Raw genomic sequence first — 20,318 nt, 5'->3', positions numbered from 1 at the left:
GCTTTTAGACCGCTCTAAAACGGTTCTTCACGACACCCGCCATGGCCAAGCCCATCACCCGCCCTTGTTCGCAGTACAGCCTGGATGCCCTGTCGCTGTTGGGGCAACTTGTGCGCGAAGCGCGCCTGAGCAGGGACCTCACCACCACCGATTTAGCGGCGCGCGCAGGTATCTCCCGCAGCTTGCTGCAACGCATTGAGCGTGGTGACCCGGGCTGCTCCATCGGTGCCGTGTTTGAAGTGGCCACGATCTGTGGCGTGCCTTTGTTCGAGTCGGACGCCCGTTTGCTGACCCAGCAATTGGGCAGGCAACAGGAAAAAATGGCCTTGATGCCCAAGGCCATCCGGTCTGGCAAGCAGGTGGTGAACGATGACTTCTGAGCCCACCTTCTCCACCGAGGCCTATGTCTGGGTCTGGTTGCCCGAGGCCAGCGAGCCCGTGGTGGCCGGTGTCTTGACGCGGCAAGGGGCGCGCTTTGTTTTCAATTACGGCCGCAGTTACTTGGACCGCCCAGATGCCATGGCACTGTATGCACCCGAGTTGCCTTTGCGTGCCGGACCCTTGCCCTTGCTGCCGGGCTTGACCATGCCCAGTTACATCCGTGATGCCTCACCCGATGCCTGGGGCCGCCGTGTGTTGACCAACCAGCAGTTGGGCGTCAAAGGGCCAGGGTCAGACGGATTCGAGTTGAACGAGTTGACGTATTTGCTCGCATCTGGCTCGGACAGGGTGGGGGCCATGGATTTTCAGGTCTCGCCGCTGCGCTATGTGGCGCGGCAAGCCCAAGAGGCTTCTTTGGCAGCCTTGCAAACTGCGGCAGAAAAAGTCGACCGAGGCCTGCCACTGGCTCCCGGTTTGGACCAAGCCTTGCTGCACGGCACATCCCTAGGTGGCGCTCGGCCAAAGGTGTTGATGGCTGATGGGGAGCGCAAATTCATCGCCAAATTTTCGGCCAGCAATGACCTCTACAGCGTGGTCAAGGCCGAGTTCATCGCCATGCGATTGGCCCACAAGGTGGGCTTGAACGTGGCCCCGGTACAGCTGCGCCAAGCGCTGGGGAAAGACGTGCTTTTGATCGAGCGCTTTGACCGAACTCGGCACCAGGGGCAATGGCGGCGTCGTGCCATGGTGTCTGCGCTCACGCTGTTTGAGCTGGATGAAATGATGGCTGCTTATGCCAGCTACGAAAAACTGGCCGAGATCATTCGCCACCGATTCACCCATGCCAAAGCCACTTTGCGCGAACTGTTTTCGCGCATCGTCTTCAATGTTTTGTGTGGCAACACCGACGACCACGCTCGCAACCACGCGGCCTTTTGGGATGGTCGCCAACTAACGCTAACGCCCGCCTATGACATCTGCCCCCAATCGCGCTCGGGCCAGCAAGCCTCACAAGCCATGTTGATCCAAGGTGCTGACCGCGCCAGCCAAGTGGCCAGCTGCATCGCAGCCGCGCCAGTTTTTTTGCTGGGGCGCGAAGACGCCATTGCCATCGTCAACCAACAGGTGACGGTGATCGAGCGCGAATGGGAAGCCACTTGCGATGAGGCGGGCTTGAGCGAAGTGGATCGCCAGCTGTTCTGGCGTCGCCAATTCCTCAACCCGTTTGCCTTTCAACAGGCGCCCGGCGGAGTGCGTGTTCCATGAAGCACGCCCTTCACATCGACGACGCCGAGGTCGAGCTGAGCGCCATCCGGGCGCAAGGCCCGGGTGGGCAAAACGTCAACAAGGTCTCCAGCGCCATCCAGCTGCGATTTGACGTGGCGGGCTCGTCCTTGCCGGACGACGTCAAACAGCGCTGGTTGCAGTCGGGTGACAGCCGTCTGACTTTGGAGGGCGTGTTCATCCTCAAGGCCCAGCGACACCGCACACAAGAGGCCAACCGGGTGGATGCCTGGGCACGGCTGTATGAAACGCTGGACCTGTACGCCAAGCCCCCCAAAGACCGCAAGGCGACGAAACCCACATATGGCTCGGTGCAAAGACGGCTGGAAGGCAAATCGATTCAGTCCAAAATCAAAAGCGGTCGGCGTAAAGACGCCCATGATTAAGACGGGGCTGTCTCAACGCGCCGCAGCACTTGCGCCAGTGCATCCGGTGCATCGGCCTGCACCACCCGCCGCTGCGGCATGCTGCGCAGCCAGGTGATCTGGCGCTTGGCCAGTTGGCGGGTGGCGAAGATGCTGCGCGCCAGAATCTCGGCTTCTGTCCAGCCCGCGTCCAGCCCTTCCCAGGCCTGGCGATAACCCACGCAGCGCATCGAGGGCAGGTCAGCGTGCAGGTCGCCGCGTGCCTTGAGTTGCCGCACTTCGTCCATGAAGCCGGCAGCCATCATGTGTTCAAAGCGCAAAGCGATGCGCTGGTGCAGCCAAGCGCGGTCCAGCGGCTCCAGGCTGATGACGGGGATGTGCCAGTCGGGGACGTTGGCCTTGGTGCTTTGGTGGAACGAGGTGAGGCTTTGGCCTGTGGCAGTCCAGACTTCCAAGGCGCGGCCAATGCGTTGGCTGTCGCCTGGCGCCAGGCGCGCGGCCGTCTGCGGGTCCACCTGGGCCAGTTGCGCGTGCAGGGCGGGCCAGCCCAACTGCTCGGCTTGTTGGTGAATTTGGGCGCGCACCTGTGGGTCTGCTGCAGGGATGTCGTTCAGGCCTTCCAGCAATGCCTTCAAATACAGCATGGTGCCGCCCACCAAGAGCGGGGTTTTGCCGCGTGCACGGATGTCGCGGATCAGTCGGGTGGCGTCTTTTGCGAACTCGGCCGCGCTGTAGCTGTGCAGCGGGTCCAGTGTGTCGATCAGGTGGTGTGGCACGGCGGCCAGTTCTTCGCGGCTGGGTTTGGCGGTGCCGATGTCCATGCCCCGGTAAACCAGGGCCGAGTCGACGCTGATGATTTCTGCGCCGCCTTGGGGCTGCAGGGCTTGGGTCAAGGCCAGTGCCACTGCGGTTTTACCGCTGGCGGTGGGGCCGACCAGGGCGATGGCATCTACCGGGCGTTGCTTGGAGGTGCTCAAGCCGGAGCCTCTCATTTCGGGGCCTTGTCGGGGGTGGCCATGGACAAGGGACGACCGTGGCGTTGCACCAAGGTCCAGGCGACAACACTGATGAACACGCTCCACAGCAGCAGGCCGTGTGCCAGTGCCATGACCGGATCGTCCATTTGTGTACCCAGCCAGCCCCCCATCAAGAAAGCGCCCAACATCATCAAGAAACCGTTCAGCGCCGAGGCCGTGCCCGCCCGTTGCGGAAACGGTGCAACAGCTCCGCTTTGCCCACAGGGCTGGTGCACGCCGTGGCCCAGCATGAACAGGTAAGTGGGGCCCAGCACGCAGGACGCGCCGTACCAGGCTTGGCCCTGACCGGCATGGGCCAGCGCTGCCATACTGACCCCACCTGCCAGGGTGAGGATGGCAGCAATGCCCACTGTGCGTTGCACGCTGGTGCGGCGCAACATCCAGCGGCACCAGAAGGTACCCGCAATATAGGCTAGGGACATGCTGAGCATGAATAAACCATAGGCCGTGGTGCTGTAGGCCATGCTGCGTGTGAATACAAAGGCCGAAGAAGCCAAAAAGGTGAACAGGCCAAGGTAAGAGCCCGAAGACAGTGCGCACCAGGCTCGGAACGTGGGGTGACGCAGGATGTCACGGTTGGCCAGCCACAGGTGGCGCAACTGCAGGGCGTGGGGGTTGGGTCGCACCAGGGTTTCTTCAAAGCGCCACAACAGCAGGACGAAGGTGAGGGCCCCGAACATGGCCAAACCAAGCAAGGACACACGCCAGCCTAGCCAGTCGGTCAGTACGCCGCCAATGGGCGCGCAGGTGCAGGCGATGAGGCCCAGTCCGGTGAGTGCTTTCGACATGATGTGCAGCCCTTGCGCCGGGGGGTACAAGTCGCGCACCACGGCGCGAGCAGCCATGACGCCTGCGCCCATGGCCACGCCTTGCAAGGCGCGTCCTGCAATCAGCCAGGCCATGTTGGGGGCCAGCGCACAGGCCATCGAAGCCAGCACGTAAGCGGCCATGCCCCACAGCAAGATGGGCCTTCGGCCGAATCGGTCAGACAGCGGCCCCCAAACCAGTTGCGACAGGCCAAACGCCAGCAGCAAGGCTGAGAGCGTCAATTGGGCCTGGCCCATGCTCGCCCCAAAGCTTTCGGTGATGGCGGGCAGCGCGGGCAGATACAGGTCGGTGGTGACAGGTTGCAGGCCCAGCAGCAGAGCCAGCAACAGCACGATGAGTTGGGGGTGCATCAGCGTCCCCGCAGGAACAGGGCGTCCAGATCGCGCATCGGCATCTGCCGCCAAGTGGGACGACCGTGGTTGCATTGGTCAGAGCGTTCGGTGTCTTCCATCTGGCGCAGCAAGCCGTTCATTTCATCGAGCGTCAGGCGGCGGTTGGCACGCACCGCGCCGTGGCAGGCCATGGTGGCCAAAATTTCATTTTGGGCGCGTTGCACCACGGTGCTGGCGTCGTGCTGGGCCAACTCGGCCAACACGCTGCGCGCCAGTTCCACCGCGTCGCCTTGCGCCAAGCTGGTGGGCACGGCGCGCACGGCCAGGGTTTTGGCCGACAGGGGTGAGATTTCCAGCCCCAACTGGTCCAGTACCTCGGCGCAGGCTTCGGCGGTGGCCACTTCGTTGGGGGTGGCAGCAAAGGTGGCGGGGATCAAGAGAGGCTGGCTGGTGATGCGCGAGGCTTCCGTGGTGTTGAGTTGGTTTTTGAGGCGTTCGTACACGATGCGCTCGTGCGCCGCGTGCATGTCCACCACCACCAGGCCTTGCTTGTTTTCGGCCAGGATGTAGACGCCTTGCAGTTGCGCGATGGCGCGGCCCAGCGGCCAGTCGCCATCGGGCAGGGGGGCGGGGGCGGCCAAGGGGCTTGTGGGGCGGGGCATTGCACCCGCCGGGCCGGGCGCTGTTTCTTTGGGGGCCTCCTGAAGCCAATTGGGCGCGTTGCGTTCTTGAACGCTCAGGTCTTCGTTGCGCCTTTGATCGCTCGGGTCCTCGCTGCGCTCAGGTGGGTTCCACAGCGCCTTCAGGTCGGACATGGCTTGTTCGCCATCCACACGGGGGCGCACAAAATCCGCCGGTTTGTAGCCGGGGCCCGAAAAAGTCGAAGGGCCAGGGCGCTCGAAAGCCATGCCGCCTTGCTGCCAGGCGGCCGATTCGGGCAGGGCTTTGGCGGCGGGGGCCTTCAGGTCGAAGTCGCTGGCAGGTAGGGCAGGCGCATCGCTCAGGTTATGCGAGCGCGGTGCGGCCAGCGCGTTTTCAAGCGCATGCCGCACGGCCTGGTGCACCGCGCGGCTGTCGCGAAAGCGCACCTCAATCTTGGTCGGGTGCACGTTCACGTCCACCAGGGTGGGGTCGATTTGCATGAACAGCGCGTAAGCCGGTTGTTTGTGGCCGTGCAGCACGTCTTCGTAGGCGCTGCGGGCACCGTGCATGACCACTTTGTCGCGCACAAAACGGCCGTTCACATAAGCAAACTGGTGGTCGGGGCGTGAGCGCGCGGCGTCGGGCAAACCGGCGCGGCCCATCACTTTGAGCGGCCCGGCGTGGTATTCAATGGGGATGGACTGGGCCACAAACTCTTCGCCCAGCACATCGGCCAGGCGCTGCGCCAGGCCTGCCGCGCCAGGGTGCACCCGCCACTGCTCCACCAGCTTGCCCTCGTGCCAGATGGCAAAGCCCACATCTGGGCGGGCCAGGGCGTGGCGGCGCACCGCTTCAATGCAATGCGCCAGCTCGGTGCTGTCGCTTTTCAAAAATTTGCGGCGCGCCGGGGTCGAAAAAAACAACTCCTTCACCTCCACCGTGGTGCCCACAGCGCGAGCGGCTGGGCGGATCTCGCCCGTGCGGCCGTCCAGTGCAAAGGCGGTGGGCTGGCCGTCCATGCGCGAGAGCAGCGTGAACTCGGACACCGAATTGATGGCAGCCAGGGCTTCGCCCCGAAAGCCCAGGGTCATGACCGATTCGAGGTCGTCCAGGTTACCGATCTTGCTGGTGGCGTGGCGTTTCAGGGCGGTGGCCAGCTCGTCCGGGGCGATGCCACCACCGTCGTCCTCGACCGAAATCAGCCGCGTTCCGCCACTCATCAGGCGCAGCGTGATGCTTTGTGCGCCCGCGTCCATGGCGTTGTCCACCAACTCGCGCACCACCGAGGCAGGGCGCTCCACCACCTCGCCAGCGGCGATCTGGCTGATCAGTTCATCGGGGAGTTCGCGGATGGGGCGGCGCGCGGGGGTCGGGGTCTGTTGGTGGGTCACGCACAGATTTTAGGGTGTCTGGTGACTGGGTGAGTCCGGTGATAATCGGCGCATGGACATCTTGCAGCAACTAATCGATTTCATTCTCCATGTAGACCGCTATCTGGAGGCCTTTGTCGCCCAACACGGGGCTTGGGTTTACGCCCTGTTGTTCCTCATCATTTTTGTCGAAACGGGTGTGGTCATCATGCCTTTTTTGCCTGGCGACTCCTTGCTCTTCATCGTGGGAGCCATGTGTGGTGCAGGCTTGATGAGTTTGCCTTTGGTCATGGGTTTGTTGTTGGCTGCAGCGATATTGGGTGACCAGATGAATTACACGATAGGGCGCTACTTTGGCCCCCGGGTTTTCCAATGGGAGGAGTCGCGGTTTTTCAGTCGCCGGGGTTTTGACCAAGCCCACGCGTTTTACGAGAAATATGGCGGCATCACCATCATCCTGGCGCGCTTCATGCCGTTTGTGCGCACCTTTGTGCCCTTTGTGGCGGGCGTGGCCGAGATGACGCGCAGCAAATTCACCTACTTCAATGTGGTGGGGGCGGTGATCTGGGTGGTGGGCCTGCTGTCGGTGGGTTACCTGTTTGGCAATCTGCCCATCGTGCAAGAGCACCTGAGCAAGATCATTTGGGCGCTGATCATTGTGCCGGGCCTGATCGCCGTATTCGGGGCCTGGAAGGCGCGTCAGGCGTCTTGATCTGCCCGTCTGGGGCTAGATGCCCCGGTGCCGAGCCAGTGGCGGATTGCGCGCAAAGTACTGCTGGATGCCCCGCATCAAGGCTTCGGTCAGTTGCTTTTGGTAGGCCTCGCTGCGCAGCTTTTCTTCTTCTTCGGGGTTGCTGATGAAGGCGGTCTCAACCAGCACGCTGGGCATGTCTGGGGCTTTGAGAACGGCAAAACCCGCTTGTTCCACCCGAGGCTTGTGCAGCCGGCCCACGCTGCCGATTTCGCGCAGCAAACTCCCCCCCAATTGCAAGCTGTCCTTGATTTGCGCAGCTGTGCTCATGTCCAGCAAAGCTCGCTGAAGTTGGTTGTCCTGACCATTGAGGTTCATGCCGCCGATCAAATCGGCCTTGTTTTCCTTTTGGGCCATCCAGCGGGCGGCGGCACTACTGGCTGCGCCCTGGCTAAGGGCATAGACGCTGGCACCACGCGCTTGGGGGGTGAAAAAGGCGTCGGCATGGATGCTGACAAACAGGTCGGCCTGGACACGCCGGGCTTTTTGTACCCGTAGATGCAAGGGGACAAAAAAATCGGCTTCCCGTGTCAGGTAAGCGCGCATGGGGTTGCCGTTGACGCTGCTGGCATTGATGCGGTCGCGCAGCATTTTGGCGATGTTGAGCACCACATCTTTTTCACGCGTGCCGCCAGGTCCAATGGCACCCGGATCTTCTCCGCCGTGGCCGGGGTCCAATGCGACCACGATCAGGCGATCGGTCCGCTCTGGCGGCAAAGACCTGTGGGCTCGCCCAGGGGAGTCGATGAACGTGTCGGGCGCAGGCAGCATGTCCTGTCGTCGCGTGGAAGCTGCGGGCGGCGGGGGCACAGACTTTTGCGCTCCAGCAGCGGATTGGTTGTGTCGGGCCATCAGTTCGCCCAAAGGGTCGTTGACCTGAGCTGATGGGCCCCCAAGCCCCGGAGCTGGCTGAGACGCTGTTGACGCCATGCGTTGCTGGATCAACTGTTCCAGCGGGTCAATGGCCTGTAGCGGGTAGAGGTCGAGCACCAGCCGGTGCGCGTAAGCGGCAACTGGTTGCAGGCTGAAAACCTGGGGCGTGATTGGCTGCTTGAGGTCGATCACGATGCGCACCACGTTGGCGTTGTATTGGCCCACCCGAATGCCTGCGATGTTGGGGTCGGAAGCTTGCACTTTGCCGACCAGCTCACGCATGGCCGCGTTCAATTGCATGCCTTCAATGTCCACTGCCAAGCGGGGAGGGGTGGCGACAAAGGTTTGTGTGGTTTTGAGCGGGGTGTCTGATTCCAGCGTGACCCGGCTGTAATCGGGGGCAGGCCAAATGCGCACGGCCAACATGGTGGCCCCCCGGGCCAGTTGTGTTGCCCTCAGATTCAGCGCCAAAAACCCCGCCTTGAGCAGACGGCGGCGGTCAGTTTTCATCTTGGGCACTCCCGATCCAGGCTTGTAACCAACTCAGTCCTTGCGGTGTTCCGGCGCAGATGTGCACGTGGCGGCTGTGTTCGTCCATGGCCGCAAGTGTGATGTACCAATCGGCGCAAGGCAATTGCCCGGCTACCTTGTCGGGCCATTCCATAAGCTTGAGTCCGGGGCCTGCAAAGATGTCGCGAAAACCGGCATCTTCCCACTCTTGCGGGTCGTTGAACCGGTAAAAGTCGAAATGCCAAATGGGCCAGGCGGCCTCGCCCGAGCCCACTTGGTGGGGCTCGACCACGGCATAGGTCGGGCTTTTGATGCGCCCTTGCACCCCGGCCGCACGCAACAGGTGGCGCACCAGGGTGGTCTTGCCTGTACCCAGATTGCCCCGCAATTCAATGCGGGCATCGCGCCCGCCCGTCCACTTCTGAAGCTGGCTGGCCAGTGACTGGGCAAAAGCCTGGGTGGCGGATTCGTCCGGCCACAGCCCTTCCCATGCCAGCGTCGTGTTGGGGCTTCCTACAATCGGCGGGTGACTGCTCAACGTACTCAAATCGACCTTCATGAACTGTGGTCCCAGATCCAAGTCTGGGCGCGTGAGCTTGGATTGTCCCAAATTGGCGTGAGCGGCATCGATTTGTCCTCGGCAGAGCCTGGATTATTGGCTTGGCTGGAAGCCGGTTTTCACGGCAGCATGGATTACATGGTCAAGCACGGTCTCAAACGGGCCCGACCCGCCGAGTTGGTGCCGGGCACGGTGCGTGTCATCACCGTCCGCATGGATTACTTGCCCGAGAACACCCCCTCCGACTGGCTGCGCCGGGAGTTCGCTCGCAGCCTGCACGCCGGGGAGGCCGTGGTGTCGGTCTATGCCCGTGGCCGTGATTACCACAAGGTCTTGCGCAGTCGGCTTCAAAAGCTGCAGGACCGCATCGCGGAGGCGACGGGTCCCTTCGGGCACCGCGTGTTCACCGATTCGGCACCGCTCCTTGAGGCCGAGTTGGCAAGTCGCAGCGGCCTTGGTTGGCGCGGCAAACACACCCTGGTTCTCTCACGCGAGGCCGGGTCGATGTTTTTTCTGGGTGAGTTGTTTATCGACTTTGCCCTGCCTGAGACACCTGCCACATCGGCGCATTGCGGCCAGTGCACCGCCTGCATGGACCTGTGCCCCACGCAGGCCATCGTGGGGCCTTACAAATTGGATGCACGGCGTTGCATTTCTTACCTCACGATCGAACACGCCGGCCCGATCGACGAGGCGCTGCGCCCCCAGATTGGCAACCGGATTTACGGCTGCGACGACTGCCAACTGGCGTGCCCCTGGAACAAATTTGCCCAGCCCAGCACCGTGCCCGACTGGCAAACCCGCGAGGGTTTGGCGGGCTGGGGCATCGCAACACTGCTGGGATGGGATGAGGTTGAGTTTTTGCGCCGTACTGCGGGCAGTGCCATTCGGCGCATCGGTCACGCCCGGTGGTTGCGAAACCTGGCGCTGGGGGCGGGCAATGCCCTAGCTTCGGGCCGCATCAGTGCGGCTGACCGTTTGGCCTTGCGGCAGGCCCTGCAGGCACATGCGACGCACCCTGATCCGGTGGTGCAAGAGCAAGTGGCTTGGTCTTTGGCAAGAGCATGAGGCCAAAAGCCTCAGGGAGCCGAGAGAGCAGGCGTTTTTAACCGCGCAGCACGCCCAATGCAAAAGGCAGGCTCAGCATGCCGCACAGCGTGGAGAGGGTGACCAAACCCGCGACATAGGGCCCGTTGTAGCCCATGCGCGCAGCCAACACATAACAGGTGGACGCCGTGGGCAGCGCCGAAAAAGCCAGCAAGATGGTGGACTGGACGGCATCAAGCTTGAACAGCATGCACATGCCCAGCGCCAGCAAGGGCGTGATCAGGTGTTTGATCAACAGCACCGAGCTGCCCAACAACTTGCCTTGTCGCAAAGAATCCAGCTGCATGCCGGCACCGGCGGCCATCAAGCCCAGCGCCAAAGACGCCGAGCCAATGCGGCTGACGCTGGGCTCTATCCAAGTGGGCAACCGAAAGCCCAGCAAATTGGCCACCAAGCCAGAGGCCGTGGCGATGATCAGCGGGTTGCGCACCAGCTCACGCACAAAGCCGGTGTTGGCCTGGCGCGCCATGGGCCAGACGGCCCCGATGTTGAACAAGGGCACGCAAAAACCAATCAGCACGGCAATCAGCAACAAGCCCTGGGGGCCTGCCAAGCGCTCGGCCAGCGCTATGCCAATGAAGGAGTTGAATCGGAAGGCCACTTGGGCGCTGGCGGCGTGGTCGCGCCGGTCCAAACGGGGGCCAATGAAGGGCCAATAGGGCAGGGTGTAAGACAACAAAATGCTGCATGCCGCCAAGCTCAAGCCCGCGCCGATCAGGCTGGAGGCGGCCACCACATCGAGGGGACTTTTCACAATCGAGTGAAACAGCAGGACCGGAAACAAGAAAAAATAAACCAAGCTGTCGACTTGTTGCCACACCGAACGGTTCAGGGCCGTGAAGCGGCAAATCAAATAGCCGCACAAGATCAAGGAAAAATCAGGAAAGAGAAGTTCTGCAAAGTTCACTCGGCTAGGATAACAAATCCTGCACCGGGCCAGCACTAGGCCCTGACACCCGGGTTCAGAGGTTGTTTTTTGCTGGTATTGTGGGTTTCCCTCACTTCGGCATACTCTGTTTGTCCCTATGATGGACCCCTTTTTCAGGAGTTTTTTGCATGAAGCGTCTTTCTTTTGTATCCGTGGCCGGCTTAGCCGCGACCGTCTTGGCCAGCGGCAGTGTTTGGGCTCAGGCCTATCCCAACAAAACCATCCGCTTGCAAGTGCCGTTTGCACCCGGCGGCACGACCGACATCGTGGCCCGCGTGATTGCCGAGCCTTTAGGCAAAGTTTTGGGTCAAAGCGTCATCGTTGAAAACAAAGCCGGTGGCGGTGGTGTGGTGGGTGCGACTGAAACCGCCCGCGCTGCACCCGATGGCTACAACTTGGGCATGGCCACGGTGTCGACCACGGCCGCCAACCCTGCGATCAACCCCAAGATTCCGTACAACGTCCTGACCGACTTCACCCCCATCATCAACATTGCGGCCACGCCCAACGTGATTGCGGTGCACCCCAGTTTTCCGGCCAAGGATTACGCAGGCTTTTTGGCCGAAGTCCGTAAAAACCCCGGCAAGTACTCTTACGCCTCGTCGGGCACAGGCGGCATTGGTCACCTGCAAACCGAGTTGTGGAAGAGCCTGACCGGCGCGTTCATCACCCACATCCCCTACCGCGGCGCGGGCCCAGCCCTGAACGACACCGTGGCAGGCCAAGTGCCGATCATTTTTGACAACCTGCCTTCGGCTTTGCCGTTCATCCAATCCGGCCGTTTGGTGCCCATCGTGGTCGCTGCGCCCCAGCGCCTGACACAGTTGCCCAACGTGCCCACCTTCAAAGAAGTGGGTTTGGAGCCGGTCAACCGCATGGCTTACTACGGCATCTTGGGTCCCAAGAATTTGCCCAAGGAAGTGGTCGACAAAATCAGCGCTGGCGTGAAGAGGGCCTTGCAAGATCCAGGTGTGACCAAGCGCATCAACGACACCGGCTCTTTGGTGGTGGCCAACACGCCTGAAGAGTTCACGGCCCAGATCAAGGCCGAGTTCGAGGTCTACAAAAAGGTGGTTGACCAGCAAAAACTCAAGCTCGACTGATCACAGTCCATGCTTGAGACCAGCCAGAAGGCGATCGACAGCTTTGCCGAGGCTCTCTGGTTGGAGGACGGACTGGCCGCCAACACCTTGGCGGCTTACCGCCAAGATCTTTTCCTCTATGCCAACTGGCTTGATTCAACGCACAAGTTGGCACTCGAGGATACCCAAGAACACCACCTGCAGGCTTACTTTGCCGAGCGCCATGGCCAGACCAAGGCCACTTCGGCCAACCGCAGGCTCACTGTGTTCAAGCGTTTCTTCCGTTGGGCATTGCGTGAGCGCCTGTTGGCGGTAGACCCCACCTTGCGCATGTTGGCGGCCAAGCAAGCGCTGCGTGTGCCAAAGACGCTGGGCGAGGCCCAAGTGGATGCTTTGTTGTGTGCGCCGGATGTGGGCACCCATCGGGGTTTGCGAGACCGCGCCATGCTGGAACTGATGTACGCCAGCGGCTTGCGGGTGAGCGAGTTGGTCGGCCTCAAAACGCTGCATGTGTCCTTGAATGAAGGCGTGCTGCGCATCATGGGCAAAGGCAGCAAGGAGCGCTTGGTCCCTTTTGGCGAAGAAGCCCGAGAATGGCTGCAGCGTTACATGGCGCAGGCCAGGCCCGCCATGCTGGACCAGCGGCAAACCGAAGACCTGTTCATCACCACCAGCGGCCCCAAGCCCGGCACAGGCATGTCGCGCGTCATGTTTTGGAATTTGGTCAAGCGCTACGCGATCGAGGCGGGCATCACCGCGCCGCTGTCACCGCACACCTTGCGCCACGCCTTTGCCACGCACTTGCTGAACCACGGGGCTGATTTGCGGGCAGTGCAAATGCTGTTGGGGCACGCCGATATCTCGACCACCACCATCTACACCCACGTGGCGCGTGAGCGGCTCAAGACGCTTCATGCCCAGCATCACCCCAGGGGATGATCACGCCAGTGGCGTCACCGTGACCGCTACCTCCAGCGTGTGCGCGCCGCCCCCTTGCAATACCCCGCGCAGCGGCGATACGTCGGCAAAGTCGCGACCTACGGCCAGTTGCGCATAGTCCTGGCCCGGGCTGGCCAGGCCTGTGCGGTTGTTGGTGGGGTCCAGGTCGAGCCAGCCCTGGCAGGGGTGGCCGGCCAATTCGGGCAGGTAGACCGAGGCCCAGGCGTGGGATGCGTCGCTGCCCAGCAGTCGGGCTTGGCCCGGAGGCGGTTCGGTCAGCAGGTAGCCGCTGACGTAGCGCGCCGCCAGGCCCATAGAACGCAAACAAGCCAACAAGATGTGCGCGAAGTCCTGGCACACACCGCGTCGCGCTTGCAGCGCCTGCAGGGCAGGGGTGTTGATGTCGGTGCTGGCGCTTTCGTATAGAAAGTCGCTGTACATGCGCGCGGTGAGTTCTTGCGCCGCTGGCATGAGCGGGCGACCGGGGCTGAAGCTCTTTTGGGCATAGGCCAGGAATGCTTCGTGTACAGGTGCGTGGTGCGAACCGAACACGAATCGGCTGTGCACATCGCCAGCTCTGCCCCCTCGGTAGCGGAAATGGTCGCGCACCGATTCCCAGCTTTGGCTGGCAGTGGCCGGTGGCACGCAAGTGGTTTCGATTTCGCTGTAGGCGCGCACCATCAGGCCATCGTGTGGCCGAGTCAGGGCCCAGTAGGCGCGGTGGTTGGAAAAAAGCATCGATGTTGTGTTGAACCTGCGCGTGCGGCTCGATGTGCATCACGTGGCACAGCACCGTTTGTCCAGGGGTGTTGGACGGCTGCAGGTGCGCCACATGCTGCGCGGTTTGGACCGCCGGGCTGTAGCGGTAGCAGGTATCATGGGTGATGGCCAGGCGCATAGGGGGTCGGATTTCAAGCACCCACGCTGTAACGGGCTTGCCCACTGTGACTGAAAAACAGGGCGCACAGTCGGTCGGAGATCTCACGCGCAGCAGCTTGACACTGCGCCAAGGTGGTCAGCAACGGCAGGGTGAGGGGCAGTTCAGCGCCTGCATCGGGCCAAGAGTCGGTCAAAGGCCAAAGTGATTCGGCACGCAGCTCGATCAAATGCGGTACCCCATCGGACAGGGGCAGTGTGGCACCATCGGCCAGCGGGGCCATGCGGCGAAGGCGCCCGCGCAAGGTGTGGGCCACCCAGCCCAGGGAGCGCGGGTTGTCGGGGTGGGTCACCAGCAAGTTCAGCAGCGCCTGGGGCGTTCGGCTTTGCTGGTACTGGGCATGGAAGCTGATGGTGCTGTCAAACAGGTCAAGCACGGTGTCAAACCCGGCTTGCTCTCCGATCAAGCCCAGCGTTACGGCCTCACTCAGGGCCGTGGACAAAAACTCCAGCCGCTCGATGTGGCGGCCAATGGACAGCAACCGCCAGCCATCGTCCCGGCTCATGCGGTCGGTTTGAGCGCCCGTGAGGGCGGCCAACATCTGACTGGTGTCGGTCAGCAAGCTTTGAACGGTCAGAGTGTCTGGCAAGCTGGTGTGCGTCGGGGAACTGAAAAACCGTGCCTCGGCTTGTTCCAGCAAACGCCAGTGCTCGGGCGACAGGCGCTCGCGTACCGAAGCAGCGGCCAGTCGCACGGCGCGCAAATTAAAGCCCACGCTGGTAGCCAGCTCCTGGTCCCACAGGCCTGCGATCAGTGAACGCTCAAACACGCGGTGCGCTTGCACGGCCGCAGGCGTGCCCGCACGCACCATGCCATGGCGGGAGGCCATTCGGTTGATGAAGTTCAACAGACACGTCAGGTGCTGGTTTTCGCTGCCGAGAATTTCCAGGCTCAGGCGCACCAGGCGCAGGGTGTTCTCGGTGCGCTCGGTGTAGCGGCCCATCCAGAACAGGTTTTCGGCGGCGCGGCTGGTCACCAGTTGTTGTGGTTGCGCAGGGGCGTTGCCGCCAGCGGTTCGGGGCACAGGTGCAAAAGCCTGTGTTGGCGTTGGCGTTGGCGCGGTACTTTGCACCCATACATCGGCACTGGAGCCGCCGCGTTGCATCGAGGCGATGCCCTCGCGCGTGCCCAAGCGGGCCAAGCCTCCGGGCAGGACTTGCCAGCCACCCTGCGCGTCGGTCACGGCGAACACGCGCAGCACCACAGGGCGTGACTGGATGCAGGGCGTGCCCTGGGCACCGATGTGCCAGGTGGGCTGGTGTGACAGTGGCAACCACGACTGCAGGGTGTGCGCGTCCGGATCACGCAGGATGCGGCCAGCCCATTCGTCTTGTTCGCGGCGCGACAGGGTGTGTCCCGGCACGGACTCGAAGCATTGGCGGTCGCTGTGGTAAGGGTAGGTGGGCTTGATGACGCAGGTTTTCAGGCGCGGCAGCACGTCGTGCAGTGCAGCCGCTTCGCCGCACCACCAGCTGGGAATGGCGGGCAGTTGCAACGACTGCCCCATCAGGTCACGTGCCAGCGCAGGCATGAAGCCCAGCAAGGCGTTCGACTCCAGAAAACCCGAGCCCGGCGTGTTGGCCACCAGCAGATGGCCGCTGCGCACCGCTTGCAGCAATCCGGGGACGCCCAGCGTGGATTCGGTGCGCAGCTCCAGCGGATCGAGCCAGTCGTCGTCCACTCGCTTGAGCAAGCCGTGCACGGGCTGCAGGCCTTGCAGGGTTTTGAGGTAAAGCTTTTCGTCGCGGACGGTCAAGTCGTTGCCCTGGACCAGGCTCAGGCCCAGGTAGCGGGCCAGGTAGGCGTGTTCGAAGTAAGTTTCGTTGTAGGGGCCGGGGGTCAGCAGTGCGATGTGCGCTGAGGCTCCCGCCGGGCTGCGCGCCTTGATGCCATCAATCAGGGTGCGGTAGGTCTCGGCCAGGCGCTGCACCGGAAAGGATTCGAAGGCTTGCGGAAACTGGCGTGAGACGATTTGCCGGTTTTCCAGCAAGTAGCCCAGCCCGGACGGGGCCTGGGTGCGTTGCGACAACAACCACCAACAGCCCTCTGGTCCGCGTGCCAGGTCAAACGCGGCCAGCGATAAATACCGCCCGCCGACTGGGGCAACGCCATGCATGGCTGGCAGATAACCAGGGTGGCCTTGCACCAGGGCGGCAGGCAACTGGCCGCTGAGCACCAGTTGCTGCGGCCCATAGGCGTCGGCCATGATGCTTTCGAGCAATTGCATGCGCTGTACCACGCCTGCTTCGATCTGCAGCCAGTCCTTGTGCTCCAGCATGAGCGGAAACAGGTCGAGTGACCAGGGGCGTTGCGGCTGGTCGGCGCAGGCATACACGTTATAGGTGATGCCGTTGTCGCGCACTTGCCGTTGCAAGTGGGCCATGCTGGCGTTGAGCTCAGTCGCTCGAGTGGTCGGGTCTGGGTGTAAGGGAGCCACAAAGTTTTGCCATGGCTTGCTGACCGTGTTGCTGCCAGGGGTTGACTCGCTTGCACCGGGGCTCTGGTTTGGTGTTGCCGTCAGGGTTTGCGTTTGCGTTGGGTCTGCTGGGCTGGGCTGTCCCCGCAGTTCGTCCCAGTGCCCCGCAGGGGCACGTTCTTGTTGCAGTGCCAGCCAAGTCATGGTCTGCACTTCAGGTGTGCGATCCTGTAAGGGCGAGGTGTCATGCATCCTGAGATTGTCGCTGATCAGACTCGCCGCAAGTCCAGGGTGTAGGGGAACTCGGCGCTGGCGTGCAGGCGGGTGTTGGGGCTGGGGATGGGCATTTGGCGCAGCGCGCCGGGGGTATGCCCCATGCGGAAAAAGCGCGCCAGTCGCCGGCTTTCAGCCTCGTAGGCATTGACCGGGAAAGTGTCGTAATTGCGGCCGCCGGGGTGAACGACGTGGTACTGGCAGCCGCCCATCGAGCGCTTCATCCAGGTGTCCACCAGGTCCACCGTCAGCGGCGCGTGCACGCCAATGCTCGGGTGCAGCGACGAGGGCGGGTTCCAGGCCTTGTAGCGCACGCTGGCCACGTACTCGCCCACCACGCCAGTAGGCTGCAGGGGCAGGGGGTGGCTGTTGACCGTGACGCAGTGGCGCGCCGGGTTCATGCCCGTCACATGGACTTCGATGCGCTCGAGGGACGAGTCCACATAGCGGGCGGTGCCGCCCGCACTGCTTTGTTCGCCCATCACGTGCCAAGGCTCCAGGGCGTTGCGCAGGGTGAGTACCGCACCATCCAACTCGAACTGCCCGACCAGCGGGAAGCGGAACTCAAAATGCGGCGCAAACCAGCTGGGGTCAAAGTGAAAGCCCGCATCGCCCAACTCGGTCAGCACGTCATCAAAGTCCTTGCGGATCCAGTAGGGCAACATGAAACGGTCGTGCAGCTCGGTGCCCCAGCGGGTCACAGGCGCTGAATAGGCTGCGTCCCAAAAGCGGGCGACCAGCGCGCGCAGCAGCAGTTGCTGCACGATGCTCATCCGAGCATGGGGCGGCATTTCAAAAGCCCTCAGCTCCAACAGGCCCAAGCGCCCGGTGCTGCTGTCTGGTGAATACATCTTGTCGATGCAAAACTCGCTGCGGTGCGTGTTGCCAGTCACGTCCACCAGGATGTTGCGCAGCGTGCGGTCAACCACCCAAGGGGGCATGTAAGGATCGAGGCCCCCACGTTCACCCGCTTCGTGTGGTTCTGTGCGCTCCCCGTATTTTTGGCGGTTGCGCATGATCTCGCGCAGGGCGATTTCCAACTCATAGACCTGGTCGTTGCGTGCCTCGTCCACACGCGGCGCTTGGCTGGTCGGGCCGATGAACAGGCCGCTGAACAGATAGCTCAGGCTCGGGTGGTTGTGCCAGTAAAGAATGAGGCTGGCCAGCAACTCGGGGCGGCGCAAAAAAGGGCTGTCGGCAGGCGTCGCCCCGCCCAACACCATGTGGTTGCCGCCGCCGGTGCCGGTGTGGCGGCCGTCGGTCATGAACTTTTCGGCCGACAGGCGTGTTTCAAACGCGGCTTGGTACAAAAATTCGGTGTTCGCCACCAGCTCGGTCCAGTTGTGGACGGGGTGGATGTTGACCTCGATCACCCCAGGGTCGGGTGTGACTTGCAGCAGTTTGAGGCGCGGATCGCGTGGTGGCGGGTAGCCTTCCATGACGATTTTCATGCCCAACTTGAACGCCGTGGCTTCCACGGCCCTGACCAGTGCCAGGTAGTCTTCGAGCCGCGCCAACGGCGGCATGAAAACATAGAGCACGCCGGATTGCACTCCAGACTTTTCGCCCTTGGCCAGGACTTTGGCTTCGGCCCTGGGTCCGTTGGCGCGGTTCGGGTCGCGCACTTCCACGCAAAGGGCGGTGCGCACTACTGACGGATCGGACTGGAACTTAACAGGTACGGCTTGCGCGGCGGTTGCACTGGCGGCAGGGCTTGCCGTGATGTGCCTTGGCTGCACAGCGACCTGGGGAGCTGTGGGCAAAGCCATGCGCGGCGAGAGATGTGGTGAGAAGGGGTCCTGCTCCATCAGGTGCCAGCGGTCGGTGGGCGCGGCCCAGGGCAGCGAGTCCAGCGGCAGACGCCAGCCCATGCTGGAATCACCGGGCATCAGGTACAGGCGTTCGTCGCGCAAAAACCAGCGGCCGGTTTGCCACTGCGGACCGCTCAAGTCGGGTACGGCGGTTTCCAACGGTTGAATTCGGCAGCACATAGCCCACCGCTTGGTCCAGACCTTGGCTGAAAACACGGCGCAGGCGGATGCGCTCCATCTCGTCATCCAACTTGGCATCAAACGGATCCACGTTCACCGGCAATCGCCGTTCGCGCCAGAGGTAGTACCAGGTGTCCTCGTAGCCAGGCAGCACCGTGTCGCTGGGCAAGCCCAGCTCTTGCGTGAGGCCCAGCATGAAACGCTTGGCATCGGCGCTCGTGTGATGGCTCGGAGCGCGTTCGTCGGCAAGCAGGGATGGGTCTTGCCAGCAGGGCAAGCCGTCCGCGCGCCAGTAAATGCTGAGTGCCCAGCGCGGCAATTGCTCGCCGGGGTACCACTTGCCTTGGCCAAAGTGCAAAAAGCCCCCTTGCCCGTATTGCTGGCGCAGCTTGTGCACCAGTTCGGTGGCCAGGCCCCGCTTGGTCGGGCCCAGGGCGTCGGTGTTCCACTCGGCCCCGTCGCGGTCTTGGGTGGACACAAAAGTGGGCTCGCCGCCCATGGTCAGGCGCACGTCTTGTTCAAACAGTTGTGCGTCCACCTGTTCACCCAGTTGCAGCACATCGGCCCATTGCGCGTCGCTGTAGGGCTTGGTCACGCGCGGCGATTCGTGGATGCGCGTCACGCTCATCTCGTGGTGGAACTCAACCTCGGCATTCGTCCATCAGGCCTTCAATGGGCGCAGGCGGCAGACGGCTGCGGGGTGCAGGCCAGCGGGATGTGGACCCTCGCCGGCCAGCAGGCCAGATGTTGGGTCCAGCCCGACCCAGCCTGCGCCGGGCAGATACACCTCGCACCAGGCGTGCAGGTCGGTGAAGTCGACTTCGGTACCGCTCGGACCATCGAGCGATTTCACATCGGGGGCCAGTTGGATCAGGTAGCCCGAAACAAAGCGGGCCGCGATGTTCATGTGGCGAAACAGTTGCACCAAAAGCCAGGCCGAGTCGCGGCAGGAGCCGCTTTGGAGTGTGAGTGTTTCTTCTGGCGTTTGCACGCCGGGTTCCAGACGGATGGTGTAGCGGATATCCTGGTGCAAACGCTGGTTGACTTGCACCAGAAAATCGATGGTGCGCTGGCGCGTGCGGTCCATGCTGGCCAGATATTGTTTGAACAAAGGGGTCTTGTGGTCTTTGTCAAGATAAGACCGCAACTCTTCCCGCACGGTAGCCGAGTAATTGAAGGGCACCTCCTCGGCCGAAGGCTCCAGAAAGAAGTCGAACGGGTTGAACACCGCCATCTCGGTGACCACGTCCACGGTGACCTTGAAGGTTCTGGTCTTCTTGGGAAAGACCAGCCGCGCTTGGTAATTGGCAAAAGCGTCTTGCTGCCAGTTGATGAAGTGCTCTGCCGGCTCGACCTGGAGGCTGTAACTCAGGATGCGGCTGCGGCTGTGCGGCGCTGGACGCAGGCGGATCACCTGAGGGCCGAGTTGCACCGGACGGTCATAGGTGTAGTGGGTGACGTGGTGCAGGGCAACATGTATCGACATATCTCGTTCAGCGCAACAGGGGCTACACGCATGACAAATGCAGCTTGGGCGGTTACAACAAGCAAGACACGCGCCAGCCATCGCAAGCCATGGGCGGCCATGCCGGGTTGGTACTGGCGTGTGCGTGAACTGGAAAAGGCGGATCACAGGCCGCCGCTCTCATTCATTGCCTGATCAGGGAGGCTGCCATGAACCGATGCCGCACAGCTGGGTCTGGGCTGGCCACA

15 protein-coding genes and 2 pseudogenes are annotated in these 20,318 nt (G+C 62.5%); 7 read left to right on the top strand and 10 right to left on the bottom strand.

Features of this window, described 5'->3' with window-relative positions:
* The first annotated feature begins 41 nt into the window (after nucleotides 1–41).
* Genes HEQ17_RS07715 through arfB form a run of 3 tightly spaced genes read left to right on the top strand, consistent with a single transcriptional unit; the run spans nucleotide 42 to nucleotide 2,051 of the window.
* The gene (locus HEQ17_RS07715; protein WP_296292196.1) at nucleotides 42–380 is read left to right on the top strand and encodes a helix-turn-helix transcriptional regulator; all 339 of its coding nucleotides are present in this window, start codon (nucleotides 42–44) and stop codon (nucleotides 378–380) included.
* Nucleotides 370–1,647 carry a type II toxin-antitoxin system HipA family toxin gene (locus HEQ17_RS07710; protein ID WP_296292195.1) on the top strand — a complete coding sequence of 426 codons (1,278 nt, stop codon included), beginning with the start codon at nucleotides 370–372 and terminating at the stop codon, nucleotides 1,645–1,647. Before HEQ17_RS07715 ends, HEQ17_RS07710 begins: the two co-directional genes overlap by 11 nt.
* The gene (gene arfB / locus HEQ17_RS07705; RefSeq protein WP_296292194.1) at nucleotides 1,644–2,051 is read left to right on the top strand and encodes an alternative ribosome rescue aminoacyl-tRNA hydrolase ArfB; all 408 of its coding nucleotides are present in this window, start codon (nucleotides 1,644–1,646) and stop codon (nucleotides 2,049–2,051) included. Before HEQ17_RS07710 ends, arfB begins: the two co-directional genes overlap by 4 nt.
* On the opposite strand, the gene miaA is transcribed toward arfB, so the two are convergent.
* The 3 genes from miaA to mutL are packed head-to-tail and all read right to left on the bottom strand — an operon-like array spanning nucleotide 2,048 to nucleotide 6,260.
* Nucleotides 2,048–3,007, bottom strand: a complete 960-nt coding sequence (gene miaA, locus HEQ17_RS07700; RefSeq protein WP_296292193.1) for a tRNA (adenosine(37)-N6)-dimethylallyltransferase MiaA — start codon at nucleotides 3,005–3,007, stop codon at nucleotides 2,048–2,050. The genes arfB and miaA overlap by 4 nt on opposite strands.
* Nucleotides 3,008–3,018: 11 nt before the next feature.
* Nucleotides 3,019–4,245 (bottom strand): multidrug effflux MFS transporter, encoded by a 1,227-nt coding sequence (locus HEQ17_RS07695; RefSeq protein WP_296292192.1) that lies wholly within the window; start codon nucleotides 4,243–4,245, stop codon nucleotides 3,019–3,021.
* Nucleotides 4,245–6,260: a DNA mismatch repair endonuclease MutL gene (gene mutL, locus HEQ17_RS07690; RefSeq protein WP_296292191.1), complete on the bottom strand. Its 2,016-nt coding sequence runs from the start codon at nucleotides 6,258–6,260 to the stop codon at nucleotides 4,245–4,247. The genes HEQ17_RS07695 and mutL overlap by 1 nt, the downstream gene beginning before the upstream one ends.
* A 52-nt stretch (nucleotides 6,261–6,312) precedes the next feature.
* Here mutL and HEQ17_RS07685 point away from each other — a divergent pair, with 52 nt between their 5' ends.
* On the top strand, nucleotides 6,313–6,951 hold the full coding sequence (locus tag HEQ17_RS07685; RefSeq protein WP_296292190.1) for a DedA family protein: 639 nt from the start codon (nucleotides 6,313–6,315) through the stop codon (nucleotides 6,949–6,951).
* A gap of 15 nt (nucleotides 6,952–6,966) precedes the next feature.
* Here HEQ17_RS07685 and HEQ17_RS07680 read toward each other — a convergent pair whose 3' ends face one another.
* Together HEQ17_RS07680 and tsaE are read right to left on the bottom strand one after the other, a co-directional pair.
* Nucleotides 6,967–8,373: an N-acetylmuramoyl-L-alanine amidase gene (locus tag HEQ17_RS07680; RefSeq protein ID WP_296292189.1), complete on the bottom strand. Its 1,407-nt coding sequence runs from the start codon at nucleotides 8,371–8,373 to the stop codon at nucleotides 6,967–6,969.
* Nucleotides 8,363–8,932, bottom strand: coding sequence for a tRNA (adenosine(37)-N6)-threonylcarbamoyltransferase complex ATPase subunit type 1 TsaE (tsaE, locus tag HEQ17_RS07675; protein WP_296292188.1), 570 nt, complete (start codon nucleotides 8,930–8,932; stop codon nucleotides 8,363–8,365). The genes HEQ17_RS07680 and tsaE overlap by 11 nt, the downstream gene beginning before the upstream one ends.
* A 3-nt stretch (nucleotides 8,933–8,935) precedes the next feature.
* On the opposite strand from tsaE, the gene queG reads away from it, so the two are divergent.
* The gene (queG, locus tag HEQ17_RS07670) at nucleotides 8,936–10,000 is read left to right on the top strand and encodes a tRNA epoxyqueuosine(34) reductase QueG (protein WP_296293701.1); all 1,065 of its coding nucleotides are present in this window, start codon (nucleotides 8,936–8,938) and stop codon (nucleotides 9,998–10,000) included.
* A 37-nt stretch (nucleotides 10,001–10,037) separates the two neighbouring features.
* On the opposite strand, the gene HEQ17_RS07665 is transcribed toward queG, so the two are convergent.
* The gene (locus HEQ17_RS07665) at nucleotides 10,038–10,946 is read right to left on the bottom strand and encodes an AEC family transporter (protein WP_296292187.1); all 909 of its coding nucleotides are present in this window, start codon (nucleotides 10,944–10,946) and stop codon (nucleotides 10,038–10,040) included.
* Between the two features lie 149 nt (nucleotides 10,947–11,095).
* Between HEQ17_RS07665 and HEQ17_RS07660 the strand changes: the two genes are divergently transcribed.
* Nucleotides 11,096–12,070, top strand: a complete 975-nt coding sequence (locus tag HEQ17_RS07660; protein WP_296292186.1) for a tripartite tricarboxylate transporter substrate binding protein BugE — start codon at nucleotides 11,096–11,098, stop codon at nucleotides 12,068–12,070.
* A 9-nt stretch (nucleotides 12,071–12,079) separates the two neighbouring features.
* On the top strand, nucleotides 12,080–12,988 hold the full coding sequence (gene xerD / locus HEQ17_RS07655) for a site-specific tyrosine recombinase XerD (protein WP_296292185.1): 909 nt from the start codon (nucleotides 12,080–12,082) through the stop codon (nucleotides 12,986–12,988).
* On the opposite strand, the gene HEQ17_RS07650 is transcribed toward xerD, so the two are convergent.
* The 4 genes and pseudogenes from HEQ17_RS07650 to HEQ17_RS07635 all read right to left on the bottom strand — a co-directional run bounded on the left by HEQ17_RS07650 (nucleotide 12,989) and on the right by HEQ17_RS07635 (nucleotide 20,091).
* Nucleotides 12,989–13,726 (bottom strand): transglutaminase family protein, encoded by a 738-nt coding sequence (locus HEQ17_RS07650; protein WP_296292184.1) that lies wholly within the window; start codon nucleotides 13,724–13,726, stop codon nucleotides 12,989–12,991. It abuts the gene before it with no gap.
* Between the two features lie 52 nt (nucleotides 13,727–13,778).
* Nucleotides 13,779–13,886: pseudogene (locus HEQ17_RS07645) on the bottom strand (transglutaminase N-terminal domain-containing protein); the annotation flags it as partial.
* A gap of 13 nt (nucleotides 13,887–13,899) precedes the next feature.
* The gene (locus HEQ17_RS07640; RefSeq protein WP_296292183.1) at nucleotides 13,900–16,545 is read right to left on the bottom strand and encodes a circularly permuted type 2 ATP-grasp protein; all 2,646 of its coding nucleotides are present in this window, start codon (nucleotides 16,543–16,545) and stop codon (nucleotides 13,900–13,902) included.
* Between the two features lie 65 nt (nucleotides 16,546–16,610).
* Nucleotides 16,611–20,091 (bottom strand): annotated as a pseudogene (locus HEQ17_RS07635) (transglutaminase family protein).
* Nucleotides 20,092–20,318 lie beyond the last annotated feature (227 nt).

This window comes from Limnohabitans sp., from assembly GCF_023910625.1.
In the GTDB taxonomy this organism is placed as follows: domain Bacteria; phylum Pseudomonadota; class Gammaproteobacteria; order Burkholderiales; family Burkholderiaceae_C; genus Limnohabitans_A.
The sequence above is the reverse complement of the archived record's forward strand: the minus strand, read 5'-3'. Positions and strand labels throughout refer to the sequence as shown.